This is a genomic window from Allosphingosinicella sp., from assembly GCF_059502505.1.
The window spans coordinates 48986-69933 of sequence record NZ_JCACEU010000015.1 but is presented as its reverse complement, the minus strand read 5'-3'; the positions used below and the strand labels follow the sequence as shown (position 1 = coordinate 69933).

General features: G+C 67.4%; 26 protein-coding genes. 5 read left to right on the top strand and 21 right to left on the bottom strand.

Features of this window, described 5'->3' with window-relative positions:
• Positions 1-38 precede the first annotated feature (38 nt).
• Genes flhB through AC5JBD_RS07955 form a run of 16 tightly spaced genes read right to left on the bottom strand, consistent with a single transcriptional unit; the run spans position 39 to position 13044 of the window.
• Positions 39-1178: a flagellar type III secretion system protein FlhB gene (gene flhB / locus AC5JBD_RS08030; protein WP_495721270.1), complete on the bottom strand. Its 1140-nt coding sequence runs from the start codon at positions 1176-1178 to the stop codon at positions 39-41.
• A gap of 4 nt (positions 1179-1182) precedes the next feature.
• Positions 1183-1962 carry a flagellar biosynthetic protein FliR gene (gene fliR / locus AC5JBD_RS08025; RefSeq protein ID WP_495721269.1) on the bottom strand — a complete coding sequence of 260 codons (780 nt, stop codon included), beginning with the start codon at positions 1960-1962 and terminating at the stop codon, positions 1183-1185.
• Positions 1959-2231, bottom strand: coding sequence for a flagellar biosynthetic protein FliQ (locus AC5JBD_RS08020; RefSeq protein WP_495721268.1), 273 nt, complete (start codon positions 2229-2231; stop codon positions 1959-1961). The genes fliR and AC5JBD_RS08020 overlap by 4 nt, the downstream gene beginning before the upstream one ends.
• A gap of 4 nt (positions 2232-2235) precedes the next feature.
• The gene (gene fliP, locus AC5JBD_RS08015; protein WP_495721267.1) at positions 2236-3033 is read right to left on the bottom strand and encodes a flagellar type III secretion system pore protein FliP; all 798 of its coding nucleotides are present in this window, start codon (positions 3031-3033) and stop codon (positions 2236-2238) included.
• A complete protein-coding gene (locus AC5JBD_RS08010) occupies positions 3026-3304 on the bottom strand; it encodes a FliO/MopB family protein (protein WP_495721266.1) in 279 nt (92 codons plus the stop codon). The genes fliP and AC5JBD_RS08010 overlap by 8 nt, the downstream gene beginning before the upstream one ends.
• Entirely contained in the window at positions 3301-3600 is a 300-nt protein-coding gene (fliN, locus tag AC5JBD_RS08005; RefSeq protein WP_495721317.1) for a flagellar motor switch protein FliN, read from the bottom strand. Before fliN ends, AC5JBD_RS08010 begins: the two co-directional genes overlap by 4 nt.
• Before the next feature lie 14 nt (positions 3601-3614).
• Positions 3615-4583: a flagellar motor switch protein FliM gene (locus AC5JBD_RS08000; protein WP_495721265.1), complete on the bottom strand. Its 969-nt coding sequence runs from the start codon at positions 4581-4583 to the stop codon at positions 3615-3617.
• A complete protein-coding gene (locus AC5JBD_RS07995) occupies positions 4580-5152 on the bottom strand; it encodes a flagellar basal body-associated FliL family protein (protein WP_495721264.1) in 573 nt (190 codons plus the stop codon). Before AC5JBD_RS07995 ends, AC5JBD_RS08000 begins: the two co-directional genes overlap by 4 nt.
• A gap of 11 nt (positions 5153-5163) precedes the next feature.
• Entirely contained in the window at positions 5164-6384 is a 1221-nt protein-coding gene (locus AC5JBD_RS07990; protein ID WP_495721263.1) for a flagellar hook-length control protein FliK, read from the bottom strand.
• A complete protein-coding gene (locus tag AC5JBD_RS07985) occupies positions 6384-6812 on the bottom strand; it encodes a hypothetical protein (protein ID WP_495721262.1) in 429 nt (142 codons plus the stop codon). Before AC5JBD_RS07985 ends, AC5JBD_RS07990 begins: the two co-directional genes overlap by 1 nt.
• Complete coding sequence (locus AC5JBD_RS07980; RefSeq protein ID WP_495721261.1) at positions 6809-8134, bottom strand: FliI/YscN family ATPase; 1326 nt, start codon at positions 8132-8134, stop codon at positions 6809-6811. The genes AC5JBD_RS07985 and AC5JBD_RS07980 overlap by 4 nt, the downstream gene beginning before the upstream one ends.
• Positions 8131-8739 (bottom strand): FliH/SctL family protein, encoded by a 609-nt coding sequence (locus AC5JBD_RS07975; protein ID WP_495721260.1) that lies wholly within the window; start codon positions 8737-8739, stop codon positions 8131-8133. Before AC5JBD_RS07975 ends, AC5JBD_RS07980 begins: the two co-directional genes overlap by 4 nt.
• Positions 8732-9781 carry a flagellar motor switch protein FliG gene (gene fliG / locus AC5JBD_RS07970; protein WP_495721259.1) on the bottom strand — a complete coding sequence of 350 codons (1050 nt, stop codon included), beginning with the start codon at positions 9779-9781 and terminating at the stop codon, positions 8732-8734. Before fliG ends, AC5JBD_RS07975 begins: the two co-directional genes overlap by 8 nt.
• A complete protein-coding gene (gene fliF / locus AC5JBD_RS07965) occupies positions 9774-11483 on the bottom strand; it encodes a flagellar basal-body MS-ring/collar protein FliF (RefSeq protein ID WP_495721258.1) in 1710 nt (569 codons plus the stop codon). Before fliF ends, fliG begins: the two co-directional genes overlap by 8 nt.
• A 1-nt stretch (position 11484) precedes the next feature.
• The gene (gene fliE / locus AC5JBD_RS07960; protein ID WP_495721257.1) at positions 11485-11835 is read right to left on the bottom strand and encodes a flagellar hook-basal body complex protein FliE; all 351 of its coding nucleotides are present in this window, start codon (positions 11833-11835) and stop codon (positions 11485-11487) included.
• A 12-nt stretch (positions 11836-11847) separates the two neighbouring features.
• Complete coding sequence (locus AC5JBD_RS07955) at positions 11848-13044, bottom strand: sigma-54 interaction domain-containing protein (protein WP_495721256.1); 1197 nt, start codon at positions 13042-13044, stop codon at positions 11848-11850.
• Between the two features lie 249 nt (positions 13045-13293).
• Between AC5JBD_RS07955 and AC5JBD_RS07950 the strand changes: the two genes are divergently transcribed.
• On the top strand, positions 13294-14118 hold the full coding sequence (locus AC5JBD_RS07950) for a flagellin N-terminal helical domain-containing protein (protein WP_495721255.1): 825 nt from the start codon (positions 13294-13296) through the stop codon (positions 14116-14118).
• A gap of 69 nt (positions 14119-14187) precedes the next feature.
• On the opposite strand, the gene AC5JBD_RS07945 is transcribed toward AC5JBD_RS07950, so the two are convergent.
• Positions 14188-15138 carry a LysR family transcriptional regulator gene (locus AC5JBD_RS07945; RefSeq protein WP_495721254.1) on the bottom strand — a complete coding sequence of 317 codons (951 nt, stop codon included), beginning with the start codon at positions 15136-15138 and terminating at the stop codon, positions 14188-14190.
• Positions 15139-15245: 107 nt separating this feature from the next.
• Here AC5JBD_RS07945 and AC5JBD_RS07940 point away from each other — a divergent pair, with 107 nt between their 5' ends.
• The 4 genes from AC5JBD_RS07940 to AC5JBD_RS07925 all read left to right on the top strand — a co-directional run bounded on the left by AC5JBD_RS07940 (position 15246) and on the right by AC5JBD_RS07925 (position 16494).
• A complete protein-coding gene (locus AC5JBD_RS07940; RefSeq protein ID WP_495721253.1) occupies positions 15246-15572 on the top strand; it encodes a UrcA family protein in 327 nt (108 codons plus the stop codon).
• Positions 15573-15730: 158 nt separating this feature from the next.
• Positions 15731-15964, top strand: a complete 234-nt coding sequence (locus AC5JBD_RS07935; protein WP_495721252.1) for a hypothetical protein — start codon at positions 15731-15733, stop codon at positions 15962-15964.
• A complete protein-coding gene (locus AC5JBD_RS07930) occupies positions 15965-16135 on the top strand; it encodes a hypothetical protein (protein ID WP_495721251.1) in 171 nt (56 codons plus the stop codon). It begins immediately after the preceding gene.
• Between the two features lie 152 nt (positions 16136-16287).
• Positions 16288-16494, top strand: coding sequence for a cold-shock protein (locus AC5JBD_RS07925; RefSeq protein ID WP_495721250.1), 207 nt, complete (start codon positions 16288-16290; stop codon positions 16492-16494).
• Positions 16495-16527: 33 nt separating this feature from the next.
• Here the strand turns inward: AC5JBD_RS07925 and AC5JBD_RS07920 are convergent, their stop codons facing one another.
• The 4 genes from AC5JBD_RS07920 to AC5JBD_RS07905 are packed head-to-tail and all read right to left on the bottom strand — an operon-like array spanning position 16528 to position 20934.
• Entirely contained in the window at positions 16528-17259 is a 732-nt protein-coding gene (locus tag AC5JBD_RS07920) for a sigma-70 family RNA polymerase sigma factor (RefSeq protein WP_495721249.1), read from the bottom strand.
• Positions 17246-18061, bottom strand: a complete 816-nt coding sequence (locus AC5JBD_RS07915) for a nucleotide-binding protein (RefSeq protein ID WP_495721248.1) — start codon at positions 18059-18061, stop codon at positions 17246-17248. The genes AC5JBD_RS07920 and AC5JBD_RS07915 overlap by 14 nt, the downstream gene beginning before the upstream one ends.
• The gene (gene flhA, locus AC5JBD_RS07910) at positions 18058-20160 is read right to left on the bottom strand and encodes a flagellar biosynthesis protein FlhA (RefSeq protein WP_495721247.1); all 2103 of its coding nucleotides are present in this window, start codon (positions 20158-20160) and stop codon (positions 18058-18060) included. The genes AC5JBD_RS07915 and flhA overlap by 4 nt, the downstream gene beginning before the upstream one ends.
• Positions 20161-20934: a transglycosylase SLT domain-containing protein gene (locus AC5JBD_RS07905; protein WP_495721246.1), complete on the bottom strand. Its 774-nt coding sequence runs from the start codon at positions 20932-20934 to the stop codon at positions 20161-20163. It lies immediately after the preceding gene.
• Positions 20935-20948: the final 14 nt, after the last annotated feature.

Genomic DNA, 20948 nt, shown 5'->3' with positions numbered 1-20948 from the left:
CACAGCTCTGGGTGAAGAACGGCAGCGATCGGCGAGACTTAAGCCTGTGGGCGTCCTGTCTCGTCGAAGCGTGCGGCAGGCGGCACGACAATGTCGGGCTGCGCGGCGTCGGCACCGGCTTCGGCATTCAGCTTGAACACGAAGGCAAGCACCGTCGCCACGGCGAGGTAGAGGTCCTCGCGGATGATGTGGCCGGTGCGGGTCGTGAAGTAGATGGCGCGGGCGAGCTGCGGATAGCTCAGCACCGGCACGGTGCCCTCCTCCGCCAGCTCGCGGATCGCCTGGGCGGTCGCGCCGCGGCCGCGGGCGACGACGATCGGCGCCATGTCCTCCCCGAGCTTGTAGCGCAGGGCGACCGCGAAATGGGTCGGATTGGTGAGCACCACGGTCGCTTCCGACACAGCCGAGCGGGCGGAGTTGCGCAGCACCTCGTGCTGGCGGCGGCGCACGGCGGCCTTGAGCTCGGGCGAGCCTTCGGTCTGCTTATGCTCGTCCTTCACCTCCTGCTTGCTCATCCGGAGGCGCCCGGCGCGCTGGAGGATCTGGGCGGGAACGTCGATCAAGGCGATGATCGCCAGTGCGAAGGCCATGACCAGCACCGCGATGTTGAATGTGTTGCCGACCTGTCCCAGTGCCGCCTTCACATCCTGGGAACCGAGGCCGAACAGGCCGCGCGTCTGGTCGAGCAGCAGCCACACACCGATGCCGCCGAGCAGCAGCACCTTGGCGATCGACTTGCCGAGCTCGATCAGTCCCTGCATGCCGAAAATGCGCTTCAGGCCGGAGAGCGGATTCATCTTGCCCGGATTGAACTTCAGCGCCTTCGAGCGGAAGCCGAGCGAGCCCAGCAAGGCCGGACCCCCGATCGCCGCCATCAGGGTGACTCCGAACAAGGCGAAGACCGGCAGCAGGATCATGCCGATCAGCCGCATCGCGACGCTGGCGGGATCGAAGTTGCGGATTGAATCGTGGTCGAACGACAGGCCCTCGACCAGCATGTCGGACATCGATCCGACCAGCATCGGCCCGGCGAGCGCCAGCCAGGCCGCGCCGGCGACGACCACCAGGGCCGTCCCGAGCTCCTTGGATTGGAGGACGTCACCCTTCTCCGAGGCTTCGCGCCGCCTCTTCTCGGTTGGCGCCTCTGTTTTTTGGTCCTTTTCGGGTGCTTCCGACATGGCCCTATCCAAGCGCCAGCCGGCGGGATTCCTCCAGCCCCTGCTGGATCACCGCGATGATGCCGTCGCCCATGATCGGCGCGGCCATGGCAAGGAGTACGATGCCCGCGAGCAGCGCAGCGGGCAGACCCACCGAAAAGAGGTTGAGCTGCGGCGCCGAACGGGCGAGCATGCCCATGACGAGCTGAACCAAGATGATTGCGAAGCCGACCGGCAGCGCGATCGACAGCCCGGCCGCGAACAGCACGCCGCCGAAGAATACGAGGCCGCGGATGCTGTCGGCGCTCATCCAGGCGTCGCCGGGAGGCAGAGCGCGATAGCTCTCGACGATCGTCGCCGCGAGCGCGAGATGGCCGCCGATGGCGAGGAACAGGAAGGTGGCCACGATCATCAGGAACTGGCTGAGCATGGGGTTCTGCTGGCCGCTCGCCGGATCGACCATGCCGGCGAAGCCGAGGCCCATCGCGTTGCTGATCGTCTCGCCCGCGAGCATCGCGGCCGAGAAGCCGATCTGGACGGCGAAACCGATGGCGAGCCCCGCCATCACCTCGCCCGCCACGAGCATGAAGCCTTCGATCGAGGCGAGGCCGTCAACCGGAAGCTGGAAGTTCGTCGCGGCGAGCGCAGGGATGCCGACGGCAAGCGCGATGATCAGGCGCAGCTGGACCGGCACGAAGGCGGCGCCGAACACGGGCGCAGCAAGAAAGGCCGCGCCCGGGCGGATCATCGCGACCATCCACAGCCAGAGCTGGGCCTCGACGCCGGCAAAGGCCGGAGGAATCATCGCGTGAGCTCGGGTATCCGGGCGAAGATCTCGATAGTAAAATCGACCATCAGCATGACGATGGCGGTGCCGAACAAAGCGAGGCAGACGCCCACCACGATCAGCTTGGGCACGAAGCTCAACGTCGCCTCGTTGATCGAGGTCGCCGCCTGCACCATGCCGAGCAGGATGCCGGTGACCAGCGCCGGGATCAGGATCGGCGCCGATGCGAGCGCCAGGATCCACAAGGCCTGCTGGGCGATCCCGATGAAATAGTCGGTGCCGTCCATTTCGCTATGTCCCGAACGAGGCTGCGAGGGAGCCCATCGTCAGCGCCCAGCCGTCCACCAGGACGAACAGCAGCAGCTTGAAGGGCATCGAGACGATGCTTGGACTGAGCATCATCATGCCGAGCGCCATCAGTGCGGAGGCAACGACCAGGTCGATGATCAGGAACGGCAGGAAGATCAGGAAGCCGATCTGGAATGCGGTCTTGAGCTCGCTGGTGACGAAGGCCGGCAGCAGGATCGAGAAAGGCACGTCGGCAGGCCGCGCGAACGGTTCGGCTTGGGCGAGATCGGCGAACAGCTTGAGATCGGTCTCGCGCGTCTGCTTGATCATGAAGCCGTGCAGCACCGTCCCCGAGCGGCTGATCCCTTCCTCGATGCTGATCTGGCCGTCGCCATAAGGCGTGTAGGCGATCTGGTTCACCTGATCGATCACAGGCCGCATCACAAACAGCGACAGGAACAGGGCGAGGCCGACGAGCACCTGGTTGGGCGGCGTCTGCTGGAGGCCCAGCGCCTGGCGCAGAATGGACAGGACGATGATGATGCGCGTGAAGCTGGTCATCATCAGGAGCAGCGACGGCAGCACCGTCAGCAGGCTCATCAGCAGCAGGATCTGCAGGGAAAGCGAGAGCGGACGCCCGTCGCCGGCGATGGTGCTCACGGCACGGTCGAGCGCGCCGGGCTGGCCACCCGCGGTCGGCGCCTGCGCGGCCGCCTGGGCGAAGGCCGGATCGACGATGACGAAGGTGAGCAACGCTCCAACGAACAGGAGCAGGATACGGTGTGCGCCGAGGCTAGGCATTGGGCACCGTGAAGCGCTCGATCGGGCTTTCCGTCAGCAGCTGGACGGTGCCGCGCGAGACGGCGAGGAGCAGGCGCTTGTCGCCGAACTCGACGACGGCGAGGCGGCCGGTGGTGCCGAGCGGAACGCCGTCCACCACGTTCACCAGCCGCTCGCGCTGGCCGAGCGCCATGCCCGGCTGCACCTTGCGCCATAGCCACAGGGCGCCGAAGGCCATGCCGCCGACGATGGGAACCATCAGCAGCAGCTTCAGGATATAGGCCGTCATCATTGGCGGCGATCGACCCCGGCAAGGCGCGCATCGGTCGCGACCACGTCGACGACGCGGATGCCGAAGCGGCCGTTGATCGTCACCACCTCGCCCTTGGCGACGAGGGTGCCGTTGACCATGATGTCGAGCAGCTCGTGCGCCTGTCGATCCAGTTCGACGACGCTGCCTTCAGCCAGGTCCATCAGGGCCGCCAGCTTCATCGCTGTGCTGCCCACTTCGACGGACACACGCAGCGGGATCTCCGCCAGCATCCGGTAATTGCGCGGCGACAGCTCCACGGCTGCCGACACGTCGATCGCTTGCGCTTCGCTCACGACAAAGCCCTCCCCATTTCAACTTTTTCAATCCTGAGCGCGGCGCGGCCGTCTTGTTCACCGATCTTGCCGAGGCCGATCTGGCGGCCGGCGACCAGCAGAGGGACGAGCGGCGGCAGATTGACCGGAATAACGTCACCCGGCTGCAGCGCGAGCAGCTCCTTAACCGACAAGGTCGGCCGGGCAAGCACGCTGCGCGCCTGGATGCGGACCTCGCCGAGCGCGGTCGCAATACGCTCCCGCCACTCGCTGCCGCTCATGCCGATATCGTCATGCACCTTGACCGAGAGCTGCCCCTCGATCGACCGAAGCGCGGCGACCGGATAAAGGATGTCGATCATCGACCCCTTGCCCTGGCCGATCGACACATGGAAGCGCGCCACCGCCACCGGCTCTTCGCCGGCGATGAGCGAGGCATAGGCCGTGCTCGTCTCGCGGGACATCAGCTGGGACTTCACGGGCATCACTTCGGACCACACCTCGGTCAGCGTTTCCATCAATGCTTCCGACAACCGCGTCAGGAGCCGCTCCTCGGTAGGCGTGAATTCCTTAACAACCCGTTCACCATGAACGCCAAGACCACCGTAATAAGCGTCGACCAGCCGGCGGACGAGCTCGGGGGCGACCGCGACCAGCACTTGGCCCTTCAGGGGCCGGAAGCGGTACATGCTGATGCTGATGAATTCCGGCTGCTCATCGCGCCAGGTGTCGAACTGGCGCACGATCACCGGATCAGCCGTGACGGTCGGCTTGATGCGTGAGATCGGCTCGATCTGCTGGCGGAGCCTGCGCGCCGACTTCTCGCTCATCCGGTCGAGCGCCGGCACCGCTGCGAGCGGACGCGCCTGCTCGGTGCAGAAGGCGAAAGGCTTGGCGGTCGCCGCCTCGCCCGCCTCATGCTCGCTGATGCCGTCGATCAGCGCTTCCATCTCATCGTCGGAAAGGCCGGGGTTTTTCTTGCTCATTGGATGACGAGGCTCGTGAAGTAGACGTCGTCGATGCCGCCGAAGCCTTCCTTCTTCTTGAGCACGTCGTTGACGGCCTTGCGGAGCGCCGTCTTCATCGCCTCCTTGCCCTGCGACGATCGAATGATGACCGGGTCCTGCTCGGAGATGGTCATCAGCACAGCAGAGCGGACCGCCATCTCGTGCAGCTTCACCGCATCGAGGACGCGCTGGTCGTAATAAGTGGAGACGCCGAGGCCGAGCTGCACGAAGCCGCTGCCGTCACGCAGATTGGCCGTGAACTGGTCCTCGATCGGATAATAGGTGGCCATGAACTTGGCCGGATCCGGACGCTTGTCGCCGGTCGGGTGATAATAGCGCGCCGCCTCGGAATCGGACACCCCTTCGCGAGGGACGAGGAGCGGCGTCTCGGGCTTGGGCGGGCCGGCATGGCCGCCGCCGATCAGACCCGCATAAAGCGCGGCCCCGGCGCCGCCGCCGCCCGCCAGCAGCAGGACCACGGTCAGGACCAGGATCTTCTTGCCCTTGCCGCCCTTCTTCTTCGGTGTCGGATTTTCGGCGTCGCTCATCTCATTTCCGTTCAGGCATAGCGTTCAGACTTGCTCGGCGTCGGTTTTCCGTCGCTCTCCTCCTGATCTGGCAAGAAGCGTGCCGTTCTGATCGGCGCCTCTTCGAACGCGGCGTTCTGGCGACGCGGATCGCCCGACGGATTCTGTCCGCCAAGGTCGACATGCGTCTCCGAGATGCGCACGCCATTGGCCTTGGCCTCCGCGACGAGCCGGGTCTGGGCGTCGGCGATGATCGTCCGTGCGGCATCGGTGTCGGCGGTCAGCCGCACCGCCGAGCCGTTGGCCTGCGGCGTGATCTCGACGCGCAAGGTGCCGAGATTCTCCGGGTTCAGCCTGAAGCGGAGCGTGCCCCCCTCCCCTGCCGTCCGGGCGATGTCGCGGGCGAGGCCATCCAGCCATTCGCCCTCGGCCGACATGTCGAGCTGGCGCTCGATCGCGAATTCGGAGGCGTCGAAGGCAGGCTCGACAGGAACCGCGTCGGGCAGCGGTTCCAGCATCCGCGCGGCTTCGAGGGACGGGTTGTTCGTCGAAATCGCGGAAGCAATGGCTGCCTGAAGCAAGCTGCGCGGTTCGGCAGCTCGCGGCACGGCCGGTTCGTCGTTGCGCGAAATCGGCTCCGCCGCGGGAGTGCTGGCGTTGGCCGTCGTGACTGGCTTGGTCACCGCCTTCAGCAGGTCGGCAATCTGCGTCGCGGCGACTGTCCTGGGCGCGGCCTCTTCGGCTTCGGTTTCCGCGATGGCCTCAGCCAGGTCTGGGATCTTCGGCTCGGCGTTGCTCTTCATCGGCACGACCTGCGGACTCGCCGGAGGAGTCGCAGCGCCGGGCTCTGGCGGCTTGGCCGAGACCACCTGCGGCTGGGCGGCAACCGAGGGCGGGGTCGCGATCGCCACCGCTCCGGGCAGATCCTCGCCGAGCGTCGGGACGAGCAGGTCGCATTCGCCCATCGGCTGGTCGTCGGCGACATCCGGCTCGACCTGCTCGCGCGCCTTGCCCTGCTGGCGCACGGTGAGCGCGAGGAGCTGGAGCACGCTCGCGGCCGCGTTCGCGTCGGAAGGCGAAGGCTCCGCCTGCTCTTCCGCAGAGTTTCCTTCGACCGCTTCGGTCGCAGTCGCCAAGGCCATGCCGGCGATGATCTCGCCGAACATATCCGCGCCCGCGCCGCATTCGCCCTGGGCTCCCGCCACCTTCTCGCCCGTTGCCGGAATGGCAGGCACGGCTGATCCGATCGTCATCACATCTCTTCCCCTTGGGTCTTGTTGCGCGGCCGCGGGCGGAACAGGGCGGCGCTACGTTTGTCCTGACGGCGCGCCGCGGCCGATGCCGCGCGCGATTCGAGCTGTTCCGCGCTTTCCTGGTCGCGGCGCGCGCCGATCCGTGCCTGCTCGCGCAGGTCCATCGCCTTCTTCGCCCCGACGATCGTCTTGGCGAGACCTTCTCGGGCGGCTTCGAGCCGCATCGCGAGCTCGGCCCTTCCGGCAAGATCGGCCCCGATGCAGGGGCCGGCGGCGCCGGCGAGCGCAAGGCGCATCTGCTTCAGCCGTTCCTCATTATGCTCGAGCGCCTGGACATGGTCCTGCGCCCGCGTCACGGCGAGCGCCGCGAGGCCGTGCTGGATGCGCCGCACCCGCGCGATCCGCGCCCTTTGCTTGACGTTGCTCATGCGCCGAACGCCTCGACGAGACCGGCGACGGACTCTTCGAAGCCGACGCGCTCGCTGGCGCCTTGCTTGAGGAAGGCGAGGAGCTCCGGCCGGCGGGCAATGGCCTCGTCGATTACCGGATCGGTGCCGGGCGAATAGGCGCCCATCAGGATGAGGTCGCGATTTTCCTCGAAGGCCGACCAGAGACGCCTCAGGCCCAGCGCGCCGGCGGCATGTTCCGGCGTCACGATGTCGGCCATGACGCGGCTCAGCGACCGCCCAACGTCGATCGCGGGATAGACGCCCTGCTCCGCGATCGAACGCGACAGCAGGATATGGCCGTCAACGATCGCGCGCGCAGCATCGACGATCGGATCGTCCGTGTCGTCGCCGTCGGCGAGCACCGTGTAGAGCGCGGTGATCGAACCGCCGGTGCGGCTGTCCGCACCCGCCCGCTCGACGATGCGCGGGATCAGGCCGAGCGCGGAAGGCGGATATCCCTTCACCGTCGGCGGCTCGCCGAGGGAGAGGCCGATCTCGCGCTGCGCATGGGCGACGCGCGTCAAACTGTCGAGCAGCAGCAGGACCTTGAGGCCCCGTGCCCTGAAATATTCCGCAATCGCAGTGGCGCGCATCGCCGCGCGGAGGCGCAGCAAAGGCGCGTGGTCCGCGGGCACGGCCACGACAACGGATTTCGCCCGCACCGGTCCGGAAAGCTTGGTGGCGAGGAAGTCGCTGACCTCGCGGCTGCGCTCTCCGATCAGGCCCACCACGACCACGTCGGCATCGGCGCCGGCGATCATCTGGCCCATCAGCACCGACTTGCCGACGCCGGAGCCGGCGACGATCGCGATGCGCTGGCCGACGCCCGCGGTCAGCAAGGCGTTGACGGCGCGCACGCCGATGTCGAACGGCTCCGTCACGCGCGCGCGGTCGAGCGGGTTGCCCGGCCGGCCGGCGAGCGGCCAGCGCTCAACTGTGGGAATGCTGCCGAGTCCGTCGAGCGGCGCCCCCATCGCGTCGATGACGCGGCCGAGCAGGGCCATGCCGACGTCGGCGCTGCCGCCGGCGGCATCCGGCTCCACTCGCGCGCCGTTGGCGTGCGCGGCATCGCCGTCCAGCGCCATCAGCAAGGTGCGCTGGCCGCGAAAGCCGACCACCTCCGCGCGTGCGGCGCGGCCGTCGGCGGTGATGACCCGCGCGCCCGACCCGACCGGGCGGTCGAAGCCCGTCGCCTCCAGCATCAGGCCGTCGTACGCAGCAAGGCGGCCGATCTTGCGCGGCCGATCCTCGCTTGCGTGAACCGTGCCGAGCATCGCTTGAGCGTCTCCGGCGAGGCTCATTGCGGCGCCCCCATGCGGTCGAGCTCGGCACGCAGCCGTTCCAGCCGCACCGCGGGACCGTCCTCGATCCAGCCTTGGGCAGTCTCCAGCACGAGATTGCCCCGCGGGATCGTATCGTCGCCGACGATCGGCACGCGAAGCCGCTTGGGATCCACCAGCGGCACATCTTCGGGATGCAGGCGCAGCCGCGCCGGACCCGTCTCCGCGCCAACGAGTGCGGCAGCCGCCTGGCAGCGCGTGCTCAGCAATTCGGCATCGATCTCCACCGTCCCGCAGATCTGGCGAACGAGCCGATCCACCGTCTCGGCAAGCAGCAGCGCCAGCGCATTGGTCGGCTCCGGCTGGAGCACCTCCAGCGCGTCCATCAGGTCGGCCATCGCGGCGCGGTCGGCAGCGAGCTCCAGCTCGGAGGTGCGGCGCCCTTCTTCAAAGCCTTGGGCATAAGCCTCGGCCTTGTCGCCCTCGGGATCATATTCCGGCTTGGGCTTGGGCGCGCGGCGCTCATTGTCGCCCCAGGGCGTGAAAGCGGCGGCGCGGCGGTCGATTGCGAAACTTCCGACCCGTGCCACCTCTTCCGCACGATCGTGCGGCCAGAGATTAGACATAATCGTCGCCCCGGCCCTTCAGCATGATCGTGCCGGCGTCGGCCAGGCGGCGAGCGATGGCGATGACTTCCTTCTGCGCCTCGAGCACCTCGGCAAGGCGCATCGGGCCCCTCTCCTCGATCTCGTCGCGGATCGAGTCCGCGGCCCGGCTCGACATGCAGCCGAGCATCTTCTCGCGCACCTTCTCCTCCGCGCCCTTGAGCGCGACGACCAGCACGTCGTTTTCGATGTTGCGCAGAAGGGTGCCGAGATTCTTCTCGTCGAGGTCGTAGAGATTGTCGAAGACGAACATCTCGTCCTCGATCGCCGAAGCGAGCTTCTTGTCGACCTTGGACAGCATGCGGATGATCCGCTGATCGGTGCCCGGCCGGGTGTTGTTCATGATCTTCGCGGCTTCCTGCGGGCCGCCCCGTGCGGTGGCCGGACGCGACGAGGTGCGGGTCACTTCGCGAACCAGCACATGCTCCAGTTCCTCCAGCGCCTCGGCCGTGACCGATTCCAACGTCGCGACGCGATACATCACGTCCGCCTGCAGGTCGGGCGCGAGCATCTGCAGTACGTCGGCCGCGGCCGGCGGCTCGAGGTGGGCAAGGACCAGGGCCGCGATCTGCGGATGCTCGTTCTCGACGAGGGCCGCGATGGTCGGTGCGTCCATCCAGCGCAGCGCGTCGAGCGCGCGGCTGTCGGTCGGCGGGGTGATGCGGGCGAGCATGCTCTCGGCGCGGTCGGTGCCGAGGGCCTGCTCCATGACGGTGCGAATGCGGGGTGCAGCGCCGAAGCCGATCGTGGTCCTCTGCTTCGCCCGGCTCATGAACAGATCGAGCACCCGCTCGACCTGGTCTTCGCTGACGTCGGCGACGTCGAACATGGCTGCACCGAGATGCTGAACCTCGCTCGGGTCGAGCCGCTTCAGCACGTCGGCGGCCTCGTCATCGCCGAGCAGCATCAGCAGGATGGCCGCCGCCTCGCTGCCGCTCGGCCCCGACGGCGCCGGAGCCGGCGCGACTACGGGTGCTTCAACTGCAGCTTCGGCCTCAGCCATTCTTGTCTCCATTGTTGCCGTCGGACTTGATCAGGTCGCGCACGACGAGTGCGGCACGGGCCGGATCCTGGCGGACGAAATTGCGAATAAGGGCGGCGCGGGTCTCGTAGCTGTTCGCCGTCTCGATCATCTCGAGCGTGATGCGCGTGTCAGGGCTGGTCCGCGCCTCATGAGCGATGGCAGCCGCGATTTCGCCGGGCACGCCGGCCTTGACTGCCGGGTTGGCGACGCGCTTGCCGAAGCCTCCGCCAAGCTTCTTCATCAGCGGCCGGCCGAAGCCGAACACGACCAAGGCGGCAATCAACAAGGCAGTGAGATTGCGGACGACGAGCATCACCCAGCCCGCTTCCCACCAATTCTCGACCGGCTCCTCGACGGCCGCGAAGCTCTTGGAGCTCAAGGCCACGACGTCGCCGCGGGTCTGGTCGTAGCCGACCGCGCCCTTCACCAAATTCTCGAACGTGGCGATCTCCTGCGCATTGCGCGGCTTGGCACCTTCCGGGTTCTTGAGGACAACGGCGACGGAGATGCGCTTGACGGTGCCGGTCTGCTGACGGGTCACGGAGACCTCGCGGCCGACCGCGAAGTTGCGCGAATAGCTCTCGTTGCGCTTGGCCGCATCGATCGCGGCGCTGTCCGTCGCGCCGGCAACCGGCGGCGTCACTGCTCCGCCCGGAGCGATCGCCACCTGGGCCGCGGGGGGCGGCTGGTTGGACAGCGCGCCGGGAATGCCTCCGACCCCGCGCTGACCCTCGCCGGCAAGTTCGAAGGCACCCTGCTCGGCGCGAAGCGTGCTCGCCTCCTTCGGGAAGCCCTCGCGGGTCGCCTGGGTTTCGGAAAAGTCGACGTCGGCGTGAACCTGGGCGGTGAAGTTGCCTGCGCCTAGGATCGGCGTCAGCAAGGTCTCGATCGATTGGCGGTAGCGCTCCTCGATCTTGGCCTGGATCGCGACCTGGCGCTCGGCTTCCGCGGAGGAGCCGCCCCCACCCTGCTGGGAGAGGAGGCGACCGTTCTGGTCGGCGACGGAGACCCCGTCCGGCGTCATGCCGGGCACCGAGGAGGCGACGAGATTGACGATCGCCTGGACCTGCTGGTCGCCAAGCGTGCGGCCGGCGGCGAGCGTCAGCAGCACCGAAGCGGCCGGTTTGGTGCGCTCGCGCAGGAAGGCGCTCGGCTGCTCGACGGCGAGATGGACGCGCGCCTTCTGCACGGCGTCGATCGCCTCGATGGTGCGGGCAAGGTCCAGTTCCCGCGCAGAGCGCAGGCGTTCGGTCTCGACCGCGCGGCTGGCGCCTAGTGGCAGCGAGCTGATCATCTCGGCGCCGTCGGGCGCGCTCTTCGGCAGCCCCTGGGCCGCGAGCAGCATCTTCGCCTCGTAATAGGAATCGCCGGGAACGGTGAGCGCGCCGCTGCCGGAATCGATCTCATAGTCGATGCCGGCGCCGCGCAACGCTTCGGTGACCGCAGCCTTGTCCTCGTCGGGCAGACCGCGGAACAGGTCGCGCGACGGCGCCGCCGTGAAGGTCATCCACAGCAAAGCGGCGACACCCGCCAGGGCGAGGAACGCCAAGGCGGGGAAGCTCTTCACCACGGCCGGCTGGGACGTGATGCCCTTGAGCTGCTGGAGGGCCGTGCCCATGCCGCCTTGGGGGGCAAGGGCCCGGGATTGGCCTGCTGTTATCTCTGTTGCCATCTCACTCATCTCAGACCGGCATGCTCATGATGTCCTTGTAGGCACTGAGCAGCTTGTTCCTGACCTGCATGGTCGCCTCGAAGCCGATCGATGCCTGCTGGCGCGACAGCATGACGGCGGCGATGTCGGTGACCTCGCCGCGCTCGTAAGCCTCCGTCATCGCCGTCGAATTCTGCTGCGCCTCGTTCACCTGGGCGAGCGCGGTCTTCATCGCCTCGCCGAAGCCGCCGCTCTTGCCGCTGTCGGCAATGCCGGGGCCGCCTTCGGCGCCGCCGAGGCCGGCAGCCCGCTGCAGGACGCTGTTCTTCTCCAGGATCTGCGCCCGCATCTGCATGAGGCGGCTGCTGTCGATCGAAGTCATCTCATCTGCTCCTTAGGCCGCGATGCTGCGCATTTCGGCGAGGCGGTAGCGCAGCGTCCGTTCGCTGATGCCGAGCCGCTCGGCGGCGCGGATGCGGTGACCGCCGGTTTCCTTCAGTGCCGAGCGGATCAGCTCGGCCTCGACGGCGCGCGAGGCGTCGCTGAGGCGGCCGGGCTGCATCATCGGCGCGGCAGGGATTTCGATGTCCAGGTCCGACGTCTCGATCCGGTCGCCCTCGCGCAGCAGCAGCGCGCGCTGGAGGACGTTGTCGAGCTCGCGGGCATTGCCGGGCCAGCTGTGCGCCATCAGCATTTCGAGCGCCGAGGCGGTCGGCCAGGCGACGGCTGCGCCGGCCGGCGTGTGGCGGACCAGCATCGCCGCAGCAATGGCGCGGATGTCGAGCCGGCGCGCCGCAAGCGGCTCCAGCTTTAGCGACAGGACGTTGAGCCGCCAGTAAAGGTCGGAGCGGAACCGCCCTTCGGCCACTTCGGCCGAAAGGTCGCGGTTGGCGCAGGCGATGACGCGCACGTCGATCGGTTCGGGCTTGACCGCGCCGACGGGGAGCACTTCCTTCTCCTGGAGCGCACGGAGCAATTTGGCCTGCAGCGCGACCGGCATCTCGGCGACTTCGTCGAGCAGCAGGGTCCCGCCATTGGCGGCGCGGAACAGGCCCTCGCCATCGCTGCTGGCGCCGGTGAAGCTGCCGCGGGCATGGCCGAACAGGATCGCCTCCAGCATCGTCTCGGGCAAAGCGGCGCAGTTGACTGCAACGAACGGCCCCTCCGCGCGCGGCGAGCAGCTGTGGAGATAGCGCGACAGGCCTTCCTTGCCGGTGCCGGTCTCGCCGAGGATCAGGACGGTGGCGTCGCTCGCGGCGATCCGCTCGGCAAAGGCGAGGAGGCGCGCGCTTTCCGGCTCGCCGCAGGCGGGGCGTGCCTGCGGGCGAACGAGTTCGGCGGCGAGCGCGTAGCCGAATGCCATGTCGTCGAAGCCGAAGCGGAGATGCGGAGCGCGGGCCTCGTCGCCGAGCACGGCCGAGGGGGCGCCTTCGGCCTGCTCGATGACGATGTCGCCGGGGCGGGCGAGCTCTGCTTCGCTGATGTCTAGGATGCGGGCGCCGCCGGCGGCGACAGGCAGGCCTGCGCCGCTCAGCCAGCGCGCCAGCGCGGGATGGGCCTCGGCCGCCGCCTTGCTCAATTCGATCGTCAAATCCGCCCCCGAACCCCGTAATATCACGGGGAACGGCAGCAAAGCCCGTGCCAAAGCCCGAAAAGCGCGGGATTCTAAGGAAAAACGCGTGCGCCTACGCGTGCGCGTCAAAGCCTTGACGTTTTTGGCCGTCGAAAGGCCGACGTGAAAAAAGAGGATTAAAGTCGGGAAAGCCCGTGCCGTTACTGGTTTCGTGGCAGCCACGGGAGGGACCGGGCCGCCTGTATTGAGCGGGAAAGGAACCTTCGAATGATCATCAACACCAACACTTCGGCGTTGCGTGCCCAGAATGGCGGCCGTGTCGCCAATCAGCAGCTGCAGACCGCCATGGAGCGCCTGTCGAGCGGCAAGCGCATCAACTCCGCGAAGGACGACGCCGCCGGCCTCGCCATCGCCTCTTCCATGACCGCGCAGATCCGCGGCATGAACCAGGCGGTTCGCAACGCCAATGACGGCATCAGCTTCGCCCAGACCGCCGAAGGCGCGCTCGGCGAGGTCTCCAACATGCTGCAGCGTATCCGCGAACTGGCGGTGCAGTCGAAGAGCGGCACCTATTCGGCCGCCGACCGCACCAACCTCAACGCGGAAGCTTCGGCCCTCCAGTCGCAGATTTCGGACATTCTCACCAACACCAAGTTCAATGGTGTCGCGGTGTTCGACTTCGCTGCCAGCGACACGGCCAGCGACGCGATCACCATCCAGGTCGGCGCCGGCACCGAGACGGTGGACGTCGCCAAGGCGTTCCTGGACAGCGACGATTTCGGTGCGACCGACTTCGCCGTGGATAGCGTTGCCAACGCCGGCACCACGATTACGCTGGTCGACACCAACCTGGCGGCGATCAACACCGCCCGCGCCGGTCTCGGTGCGAGCCAGAGCCGCCTGGACTCGGTGGTCAACAACCTGACCAACGTCGTCACCAACCTGTCGGATGCGCGTTCGCGGATCGAGGACGCCGATTTCTCGGCGGAGACGACCAAGCTCGCGAAGGCGCAGATCCTGAGCCAGGCTTCGACGGCGATGCTCGCCCAGGCGAACCAGAGCCAGCAGGGCGTCCTGAGCCTGCTCCGCTAAGAACAACTCACCTAGTAAGGCTTACCGGCCCCGGCGGGAAACCGCCGGGGCCTTTGTTTTGCGTCTTCGCTAGGCGAGCTCGGCGTCTCGTTCCCGCTGCTGCCGGGCGAGCCGCATCAGCCTTTCGGCGAGGAAATCCAGCACCGCGCGGACGCGGGGCGTATGGCGCAGGCGCTCGTGGGTCAGAAGCCATAGCCCACGATCATCATCAGTCGGCGGCAGGCAGCGGACGAGGTCCGGATCCATGTCGGCGACGAAGCAGGGCAGCACCGCGAGCCCCATGCCGGAGCGCACCGAGGCGAGCAGGCCCATCGCCGAGCCATGGTGCATTGCGACCGCGTCCTCGAGACCGTGCTCGCGCAACCAGGCGCCGTAGATCCGCCAGAGCATCTGACCGCCGCCGCCGATGATGGGATGGTTGCGAAGCTCCCTCCGGCCGGTCGGGACGCCGTGCGCATCGGCGTAGCTGCGGCTGCAATAGAAGGCCCAGCGGTCGTCGGCGATCCTGCGCCCGACTAGGCCGCCGCCTTCAAGCTTGCTGCAGGCCCTGAGCGCCACCTCGGCCTCGCCCGCGGCAAGATCGCGAACGTCTTCGCTCGTGTCGAGCTCGATGCGGATGTCCGGATAGGCGTCGTGCAGCTCGCGCAGGATCGGCGCGAGCAATGTCACGGCAAAGAACTCCTGCGTCGTCACCCTGACGATGCCGCTGATCTCCCGCGTCTTGGACGCCGCTGCCTCAATCAGCGCGTCGGCTGCCGCCTCGACCGCCTGCGCCTTGCCGAGCAGTTCCTCGCCCAGCGGCGTCAGCACATAGCCCGCCTGCCGCCGCTCGAAGAGGGTGAGGGCCAGCGCCTCCTCCAACGCAGTTACGCGGCGCGCGACGGTTGTCTGGCTGACCCGCAGCTTACGTCCGGCGGCAAGCGTGCTCCCCGTCTCTGCGACGGCGAGGAAGGCGCGCAGGTCGTTCCAGTCGAACATCATGTCCTTCTGCAGGTCGCCGGACCGGGATGCATTCTGCACTTTTGCAGAATGGTCGCGCAATATCGTTGTTCACGTTGCAATTCGCAACGGATGTATAAGGAGCTCACGCCGGCGAAGACGAAGCACCTCACATTGGGAGACACACAATGAAGACCATGCTGACGGTCGCCGCCCTGTTCGCGGCGTCAATCGCCACCCCTGCCCTCGCGCAGGATGTTTCGAGCCAAAGCGGGTTCAGTGTTCGCTACGCGGACCTGGATCTCACGAGGGACGCGGATGTCCGCACGCTCGACCGGCGCATCCACAATGCCGCGACTGCCGCCTGTGGCACGCCCTCTTCGGCAGATCCGCAGGGCCGCGAGAAGGTGAAGGCCTGCCGCGCCGAAGCCAAGGCCGCCGCCTACGCCCAGCGCAGCAAGGCCATCGCCTTCGCTCGCCAGCCGAGTTCGACCAGCCTCGCCGCGGCGCGCTAGCCGGGTGGGCCCGGAAAGCGAGAGGGCGGTGCCGAGGCGCCGCCCTCGCATTGCCCGGGGGCCTGTGCTAGGTGACTGGCATCACCTGATCGTTCCTGCAGGCGTCGCGTGACAGAGAGACCTCGTGTGCTCCCGCCTGCATCGCGAAAGGTCCGCGCGTGACGACCAGCTCCGACGAATATCTTCAAAAGGCCGCCGACGCGCTCAACCAGCTTGCAGAGGCGAAGACGGAGGCCGAGCGCAGCCGTCTTAGGCGTGCCCATGGCGCCTATCTGAAGCTGGCCAGCCACGGCTCCGAGGCGGCCGCGCGTGCCGCCGCCAAGCCGCCGAAGCGCATCGTGCCAGAAAAACAGCCGATGCCGAAAGTCGAACCGACCTTCCGCAGGTTCTGAGTGGCAACTGCATCCGCCGAAGCGCAGGATCTGCGGACGCGCGCCGAGCGCTGCCGCAGCTCGGCGCGCGAATATGCGTCAGAGATCGGCAACCTGCTGGTCCAGCTTGCTGCAGAGCTCGATCTCAGAGCTGATCAAATCGAGGCGATTGACCGCGGGCCAGGGGAGTGAAGCGCCTTCCCTTTTCCAGACAAAGCGCCCATATGAATCGAGCTACAGTCGCAAACTGACGGTCTTTGGCGCTTTGCGGCCCCTCTTTCCTTCTTTTGGCTCTCTGGCACCGGCCGCCCGGTTGGCGGGCCGCCACAAGGAAGGAAATGAATATGCCGATCGGCACCGTGAAATTCTTCAACATCGACAAGGGCTACGGCTTCATCCAGCCGGAAGGCGGCGGCAACGACGCCTTCGTCCACATCAGCGCGGTCGAGAAGGCCGGCATGGCCACGCTCAACAAGGAGCAGCGTGTCAGCTACGAGCTGGAGCAGGACCGCCGCGGCAAGACTAGCGCCGTCAATCTCCAGTCCGCATAATGATCGTCTCCCTCCCTTTGGGGAGGGAGATCTTCAGTCCCAGTCGGAGAGCAGCCCGCGCACCTTGTCGAGCGCGGCTTTCTTGATCTGGCAGACGCGGGCGGCGCCGATGCCGAGCGTCAGACCGATCTCCTCGAGGTTCATCTCCTCGACGAAATAGAGCTGGAGCACCATCGCCTCGCGCTCCGGCAGCTTGCCGATCGCGCCGGCGAGCGCCTCCTGGAGCTCCTCGCGCTCGAGCATGCCGTCGGCGCCTTCGTCAACATTGGCGAACCACATGGAATGCTCCGAGTAGACCTCGTCGATCGACTCGTGCCGGATGGATTGCGTCTCATCGGCCAGGCGGCGGAACTCGGACGGATCGAGCCCGAGCTCTACCGCCATCTCCGCCTCGCTCGCTTCCCGTCCCAGCCGTTGCTCCAGCTTCTCCTTCGCAGCGGCAAAGTCGCGCCGGCGCGCCATGGCGGAGCGGCAGATGGTCGCCTGACGGCGGAGATGATCGATCATCGCACCGCGGATACGGACCGTGGCGTAGGTGGCGAAGGCGTGGCCGCGATCCTCATAGCCGTTGGCGGCCTCGACGAGCGCGATCATGCCGATCTGGATCAGATCCTCGACCTCGATCGCAGTCGAGACGCGGCCGTGGACGTGCCAGGCGATCTTGCGGACCAGCGGCATGTGCGCACGCGCGACCGCTTCCGGAGACTGAAGCTCCGGCTTCCTCTTGTAGACCATGGCCCCTTGTGCGGGGTCAGTGAGCGCCATGCAGCGCCTCCATGCCGAAGAATCGATGGCCGCCTTCGGTGAGCGGAAGCGTCTCTTCGCACAGCTTTCGTGCAACTTTGGTAAAGGCCGCGCTCGCGCGACTCTCCGGGAATGCTTCCACGCAGCAGCGCTTCCTCAGCACCGCCTCGCGAACATGATTGTCGCGCGGGATCGAGCCGACATGGCTTAGCCGGGTCGGCAGGAACCGTTTCACCACCTCCTCGAAATGGCGGAAGAGCTGGCGCCCGGATTCCTCGCTGTCGACCATGTTGGTGACGACCGAGACTTCGGTGCGGCCATGCTCCAGCGCCAGCACCTTCACGAGCTGGTAGGCGTCCATGAAGGCGGTCGGCTCCGACGAGAGGACGAGCAGGATCACGTCGGACGTCGCGACCAGCTCCATCGCCTCGGGCGCGATGCCGCTGGCGGTGTCGACCAGCACATGGTCCATCAGCCCGGCATAGGGGCGGAACGCCTTGGCAAGGCGCCGCCGCCCGTCATCGGCGAGCCCCAGACCCGCGCCGCTATGACCCGGGACCAGCTTCATGCCGGCCGGTCCTTCCTGGACGACGTCGCTCATGCCGCAATCGCGGGCGATCAGGTCGGCGATGGTGGCGCCGGAATTGACGCCGAGCAGGATGTTGGCGTTGGCGAGGCCGACGTCGCCGTCGACCAGCATCGCCTGCTTGCCCATCCGCGCCAGCGCCACCGAAAGATTGACGCTCACGTTGGTCTTGCCGACGCCGCCCTTGCCGCTGGTGACGGCGATGACGCGGGCGTTGCGCTCCTGCGTGGCGATCATGCCTCGGCTCCCGAGCCGAGCAGCGACCTGTTCACGCCGCCGCCTACCACTGCGACCACTTCCACGGGCTTGCCATCGGGAATCTCCAGGAACGAGAGCACCGGCACGTCGGGAATGTGCGGCGCGATAAGGCGAGAGAGGGCGCGACGGGCCGCGGGCGAGGTGACGACCGCGATCTTCTGCGCATTCGAAAGGTAGGGGCCGGCAACCTCGCCGACCGCCTGCACGATGCGCTGGGCGAGGCCCGGCTCGATCGGGTGATTGGCATCCTTGCCGGCGCGCACCGCCTGGTTGAGCAGGCCCTCGAGCTCGGGATCGAGCGTAAGGACGGGCAGCGGCGTCTTCGCCGGCGCGATCGTCTGGGTGATCAGGCCGCCGATGCGCTGTCGTACGCCTTCGACGAGCTGCACCGGATCGGCCTCCTCGCGAGCGGCGTCGACAAGCGCCTCGGCGATGCGGCGGAAGTCCTTGAGCGGCACGCCCTCGGCCAAAAGCGAGCGGCAGAGCGCGGCGATCATCGACAGCGGCAGCGGGTTGGGCGTCAGGTTCTGGACGAGCTGCGGCGCGCTTTCCTTCAGCGCGTCGAGCAGCTTCTGCGCCTCGTCCATGCCGAACATCTCGGCCGAGGAGGACATGATGATCTGGTTGAGGTGGGTCGCGACCACCGTCGCGGGATCGACGACGGTATAGCCGGCGACGACCGCATCGGCGCGCTTGTCGGGCGCGATCCAGACGGCGTCGAGGCCGAAGGTCGGGTCCTTGGCCGCGCGGCCGGCGACCGGGTAGGAGATGTCCCCGCTGTCGAGCGCGAGCAGATCCTCCGGCCAAATCTCGTCCTCGGCATAGATGACGCCGGCGACGGTGATGCGGTAGCTGTTCGCGCCGAGCGCCAGATTGTCGCGCACGCGCACCAAAGGCACGACGAAGCCCAGGTCGCGGGAGAGCTGGCGGCGGATGCCGGTGATGCGGGCCATGAGCGGCGCGCCCTTGCGCTCGTCGACCAGGCCGATCAGCGCATAGCCGAGCTCCAGGCCGAGCACCGCATCGTCGCTGACTTCGTCCCAGCCGATCGCGCTCGGATTGGCGGTCGCGGCCACGATTTCCGGCTCGACCACCTCTTCCTTCTTCTTGCTCAGCTTCCAGGCGACATAGCCGGCAAGCCCTGCGGCCGGCAGGATGACGAGGTGCGGCATGCCCGGCATGATGCCGAGGATGGTGAGGATCGCAGCGACCGGCGTCCAAGCCCTGGCGGAGCCGAACTGGCTCACGATCTGGCCCGAAAGATCGAGCGGGGAGCTGACGCGGGTGACGATCGAAGCAGCGGCGATGGAGAGCAGCAGCGCCGGAACCTGCGCGACCAGCGCGTCGCCGATGGCGAGCAGGACGTAGGTCTCGGCGGCCTCGCCGATCGACAGGCCGTGGCTCAACGTGCCGAGGATAAGACCACCGACGATGTTGATGACCAGGATCAGCACGCCTGCGATGGCGTCGCCCTTCACGAACTTCGAGGCGCCGTCCATCGAGCCGAAGAAGTCGGCCTCGGTGGCCACTTCCTGGCGCCGGGCCTTCGCCTCTTCAGGGGTCAGCAGGCCGGCATTGAGATCGGCGTCGATCGCCATCTGCTTGCCGGGCATCGCGTCCAGGGTGAAGCGCGCGGACACTTCGGATACGCGCCCGGCGCCCTTGGTGATCACGACCAGGTTGATGATCATGAGGATCGCGAAGACGAAAATGCCGACGGCATAGTCGCCACCGATCAGGAAGTTACCGAACGCCTCGATGACGTGGCCGGCGGCGTCCGATCCTTCATGGCCGTTGACCAACACGACCCGGGTGGATGCGACGTTGAGCGCAAGCCGCAGCAGGGTCGCGAACAGCAGGACCGTCGGGAAGGAGGAGAAGTCGACCGGCTTGGCGACGTTGAGCGCCACCATCAGCACGGCGAGGCTGATCATGATGTTGGCGATGAAGCCGATATCGAGCAGGGTCGCCGGGATCGGCACCACCATCAGCGCGACGAGAATGAGCGTCGCGAGCGGGAGGACGGCGCCGCGTCCGGCGCTAAGCCAGACCTGGCGGTTGAGGGCTGTACTGGTCACTTAGCCTCCGAGCTGGGCGAGCATCAGATATGCGAGCCGCGCATATTGCGGCGTCGGGCCGGCGACCTTGGGCGCCGTCGTTTCCTGCAGCGCCATCTGCACCTGCGGGTAATCGCGAACGGCGGGTGCCGGCAGCGGCGCCGAGCTGCCGCCGAGCTTGGCGGCAAAGCGGTCACGGATTTCGGCAAAGCTGCGCGGCGCGCCGTTCTTCTCGTAGAAGATCGAGCGGTTGGCACGGGCGGCGGCGGGGAGAAGCCCCGCGGCCGGCGCATCAGGATTGGCATCGTGCGCGCTCAGAAACTGCGCGGCGCCGCCAGCGCCCAGGAAGTGGGCGAGGTAGAGATCGACCGACTCCATCGGCCGACCAAGGCGATTCTCGAGGTAGTTCTGGTTGTCGGCAGCGAATTCGGCCGCCATCGAGGAGGCGGCGGCCGGGTCCTTGCGCAGGTCTAGGACGGCACGGCGGGTCGTCGGATCGGAGACATGATAGCGGCCGTTTGGCCCCTGACTGATCGCCCCAGCGGCCCAGCCGAGACCGTGGTTGTCGCCATGCTGCTTGACCGTCGCGAGCCAGGTCTGCTCGATGAACTGGAACAGGCCGGTGGCGCTGGACGTGCGGGCGCGGGCGTTCGGATTGAAGCCGCTTTCGATGCGGGCCTGGCCCAGCAGATAGCCGAAATCGACGCCGGTGCGCGCCGCCGCCTGCTGGATCGCCGCGCCGACGCCGCTCTGCGCGGCCGCCTGCATATTGTCACGGATGCCCGTCGAAATCATGACGCCCCCTTCCC

Bases quoted from the DNA above. Each gene is read 5' to 3' on its own strand.
- AC5JBD_RS07975 (WP_495721260.1), bottom strand. From the start codon at position 8,739: ATGTCTAATCTCTGGCCGCACGATCGTGCGGAAGAGGTGGCACGGGTC.
- AC5JBD_RS08020 (WP_495721268.1), bottom strand. From the start codon at position 2,231: ATGGACGGCACCGACTATTTCATCGGGATCGCCCAGCAGGCCTTGTGG.
- AC5JBD_RS07920 (WP_495721249.1), bottom strand. From the start codon at position 17,259: ATGGCGCTCACTGACCCCGCACAAGGGGCCATGGTCTACAAGAGGAAG.
- AC5JBD_RS08010 (WP_495721266.1), bottom strand. From the start codon at position 3,304: ATGATGACGGCCTATATCCTGAAGCTGCTGCTGATGGTTCCCATCGTC.
- AC5JBD_RS08000 (WP_495721265.1), bottom strand. From the start codon at position 4,583: ATGAGCAAGAAAAACCCCGGCCTTTCCGACGATGAGATGGAAGCGCTG.
- fliE (WP_495721257.1), bottom strand. From the start codon at position 11,835: ATGACTTCGATCGACAGCAGCCGCCTCATGCAGATGCGGGCGCAGATC.
- AC5JBD_RS07980 (WP_495721261.1), bottom strand. From the start codon at position 8,134: ATGAGCCTCGCCGGAGACGCTCAAGCGATGCTCGGCACGGTTCACGCA.
- AC5JBD_RS07990 (WP_495721263.1), bottom strand. From the start codon at position 6,384: ATGACGATCGGATCAGCCGTGCCTGCCATTCCGGCAACGGGCGAGAAG.
- fliF (WP_495721258.1), bottom strand. From the start codon at position 11,483: ATGAGTGAGATGGCAACAGAGATAACAGCAGGCCAATCCCGGGCCCTT.
- AC5JBD_RS07915 (WP_495721248.1), bottom strand. From the start codon at position 18,061: ATGATCGCCACGCAGGAGCGCAACGCCCGCGTCATCGCCGTCACCAGC.
- AC5JBD_RS07905 (WP_495721246.1), bottom strand. From the start codon at position 20,934: ATGATTTCGACGGGCATCCGTGACAATATGCAGGCGGCCGCGCAGAGC.
- AC5JBD_RS07940 (WP_495721253.1), top strand. From the start codon at position 15,246: ATGAAGACCATGCTGACGGTCGCCGCCCTGTTCGCGGCGTCAATCGCC.
- fliG (WP_495721259.1), bottom strand. From the start codon at position 9,781: ATGGCTGAGGCCGAAGCTGCAGTTGAAGCACCCGTAGTCGCGCCGGCT.
- AC5JBD_RS07925 (WP_495721250.1), top strand. From the start codon at position 16,288: ATGCCGATCGGCACCGTGAAATTCTTCAACATCGACAAGGGCTACGGC.
- fliP (WP_495721267.1), bottom strand. From the start codon at position 3,033: ATGCCTAGCCTCGGCGCACACCGTATCCTGCTCCTGTTCGTTGGAGCG.
- AC5JBD_RS07995 (WP_495721264.1), bottom strand. From the start codon at position 5,152: ATGAGCGACGCCGAAAATCCGACACCGAAGAAGAAGGGCGGCAAGGGC.
- AC5JBD_RS07950 (WP_495721255.1), top strand. From the start codon at position 13,294: ATGATCATCAACACCAACACTTCGGCGTTGCGTGCCCAGAATGGCGGC.
- flhB (WP_495721270.1), bottom strand. From the start codon at position 1,178: ATGTCGGAAGCACCCGAAAAGGACCAAAAAACAGAGGCGCCAACCGAG.
- fliR (WP_495721269.1), bottom strand. From the start codon at position 1,962: ATGATTCCTCCGGCCTTTGCCGGCGTCGAGGCCCAGCTCTGGCTGTGG.
- AC5JBD_RS07985 (WP_495721262.1), bottom strand. From the start codon at position 6,812: ATGAGCAACGTCAAGCAAAGGGCGCGGATCGCGCGGGTGCGGCGCATC.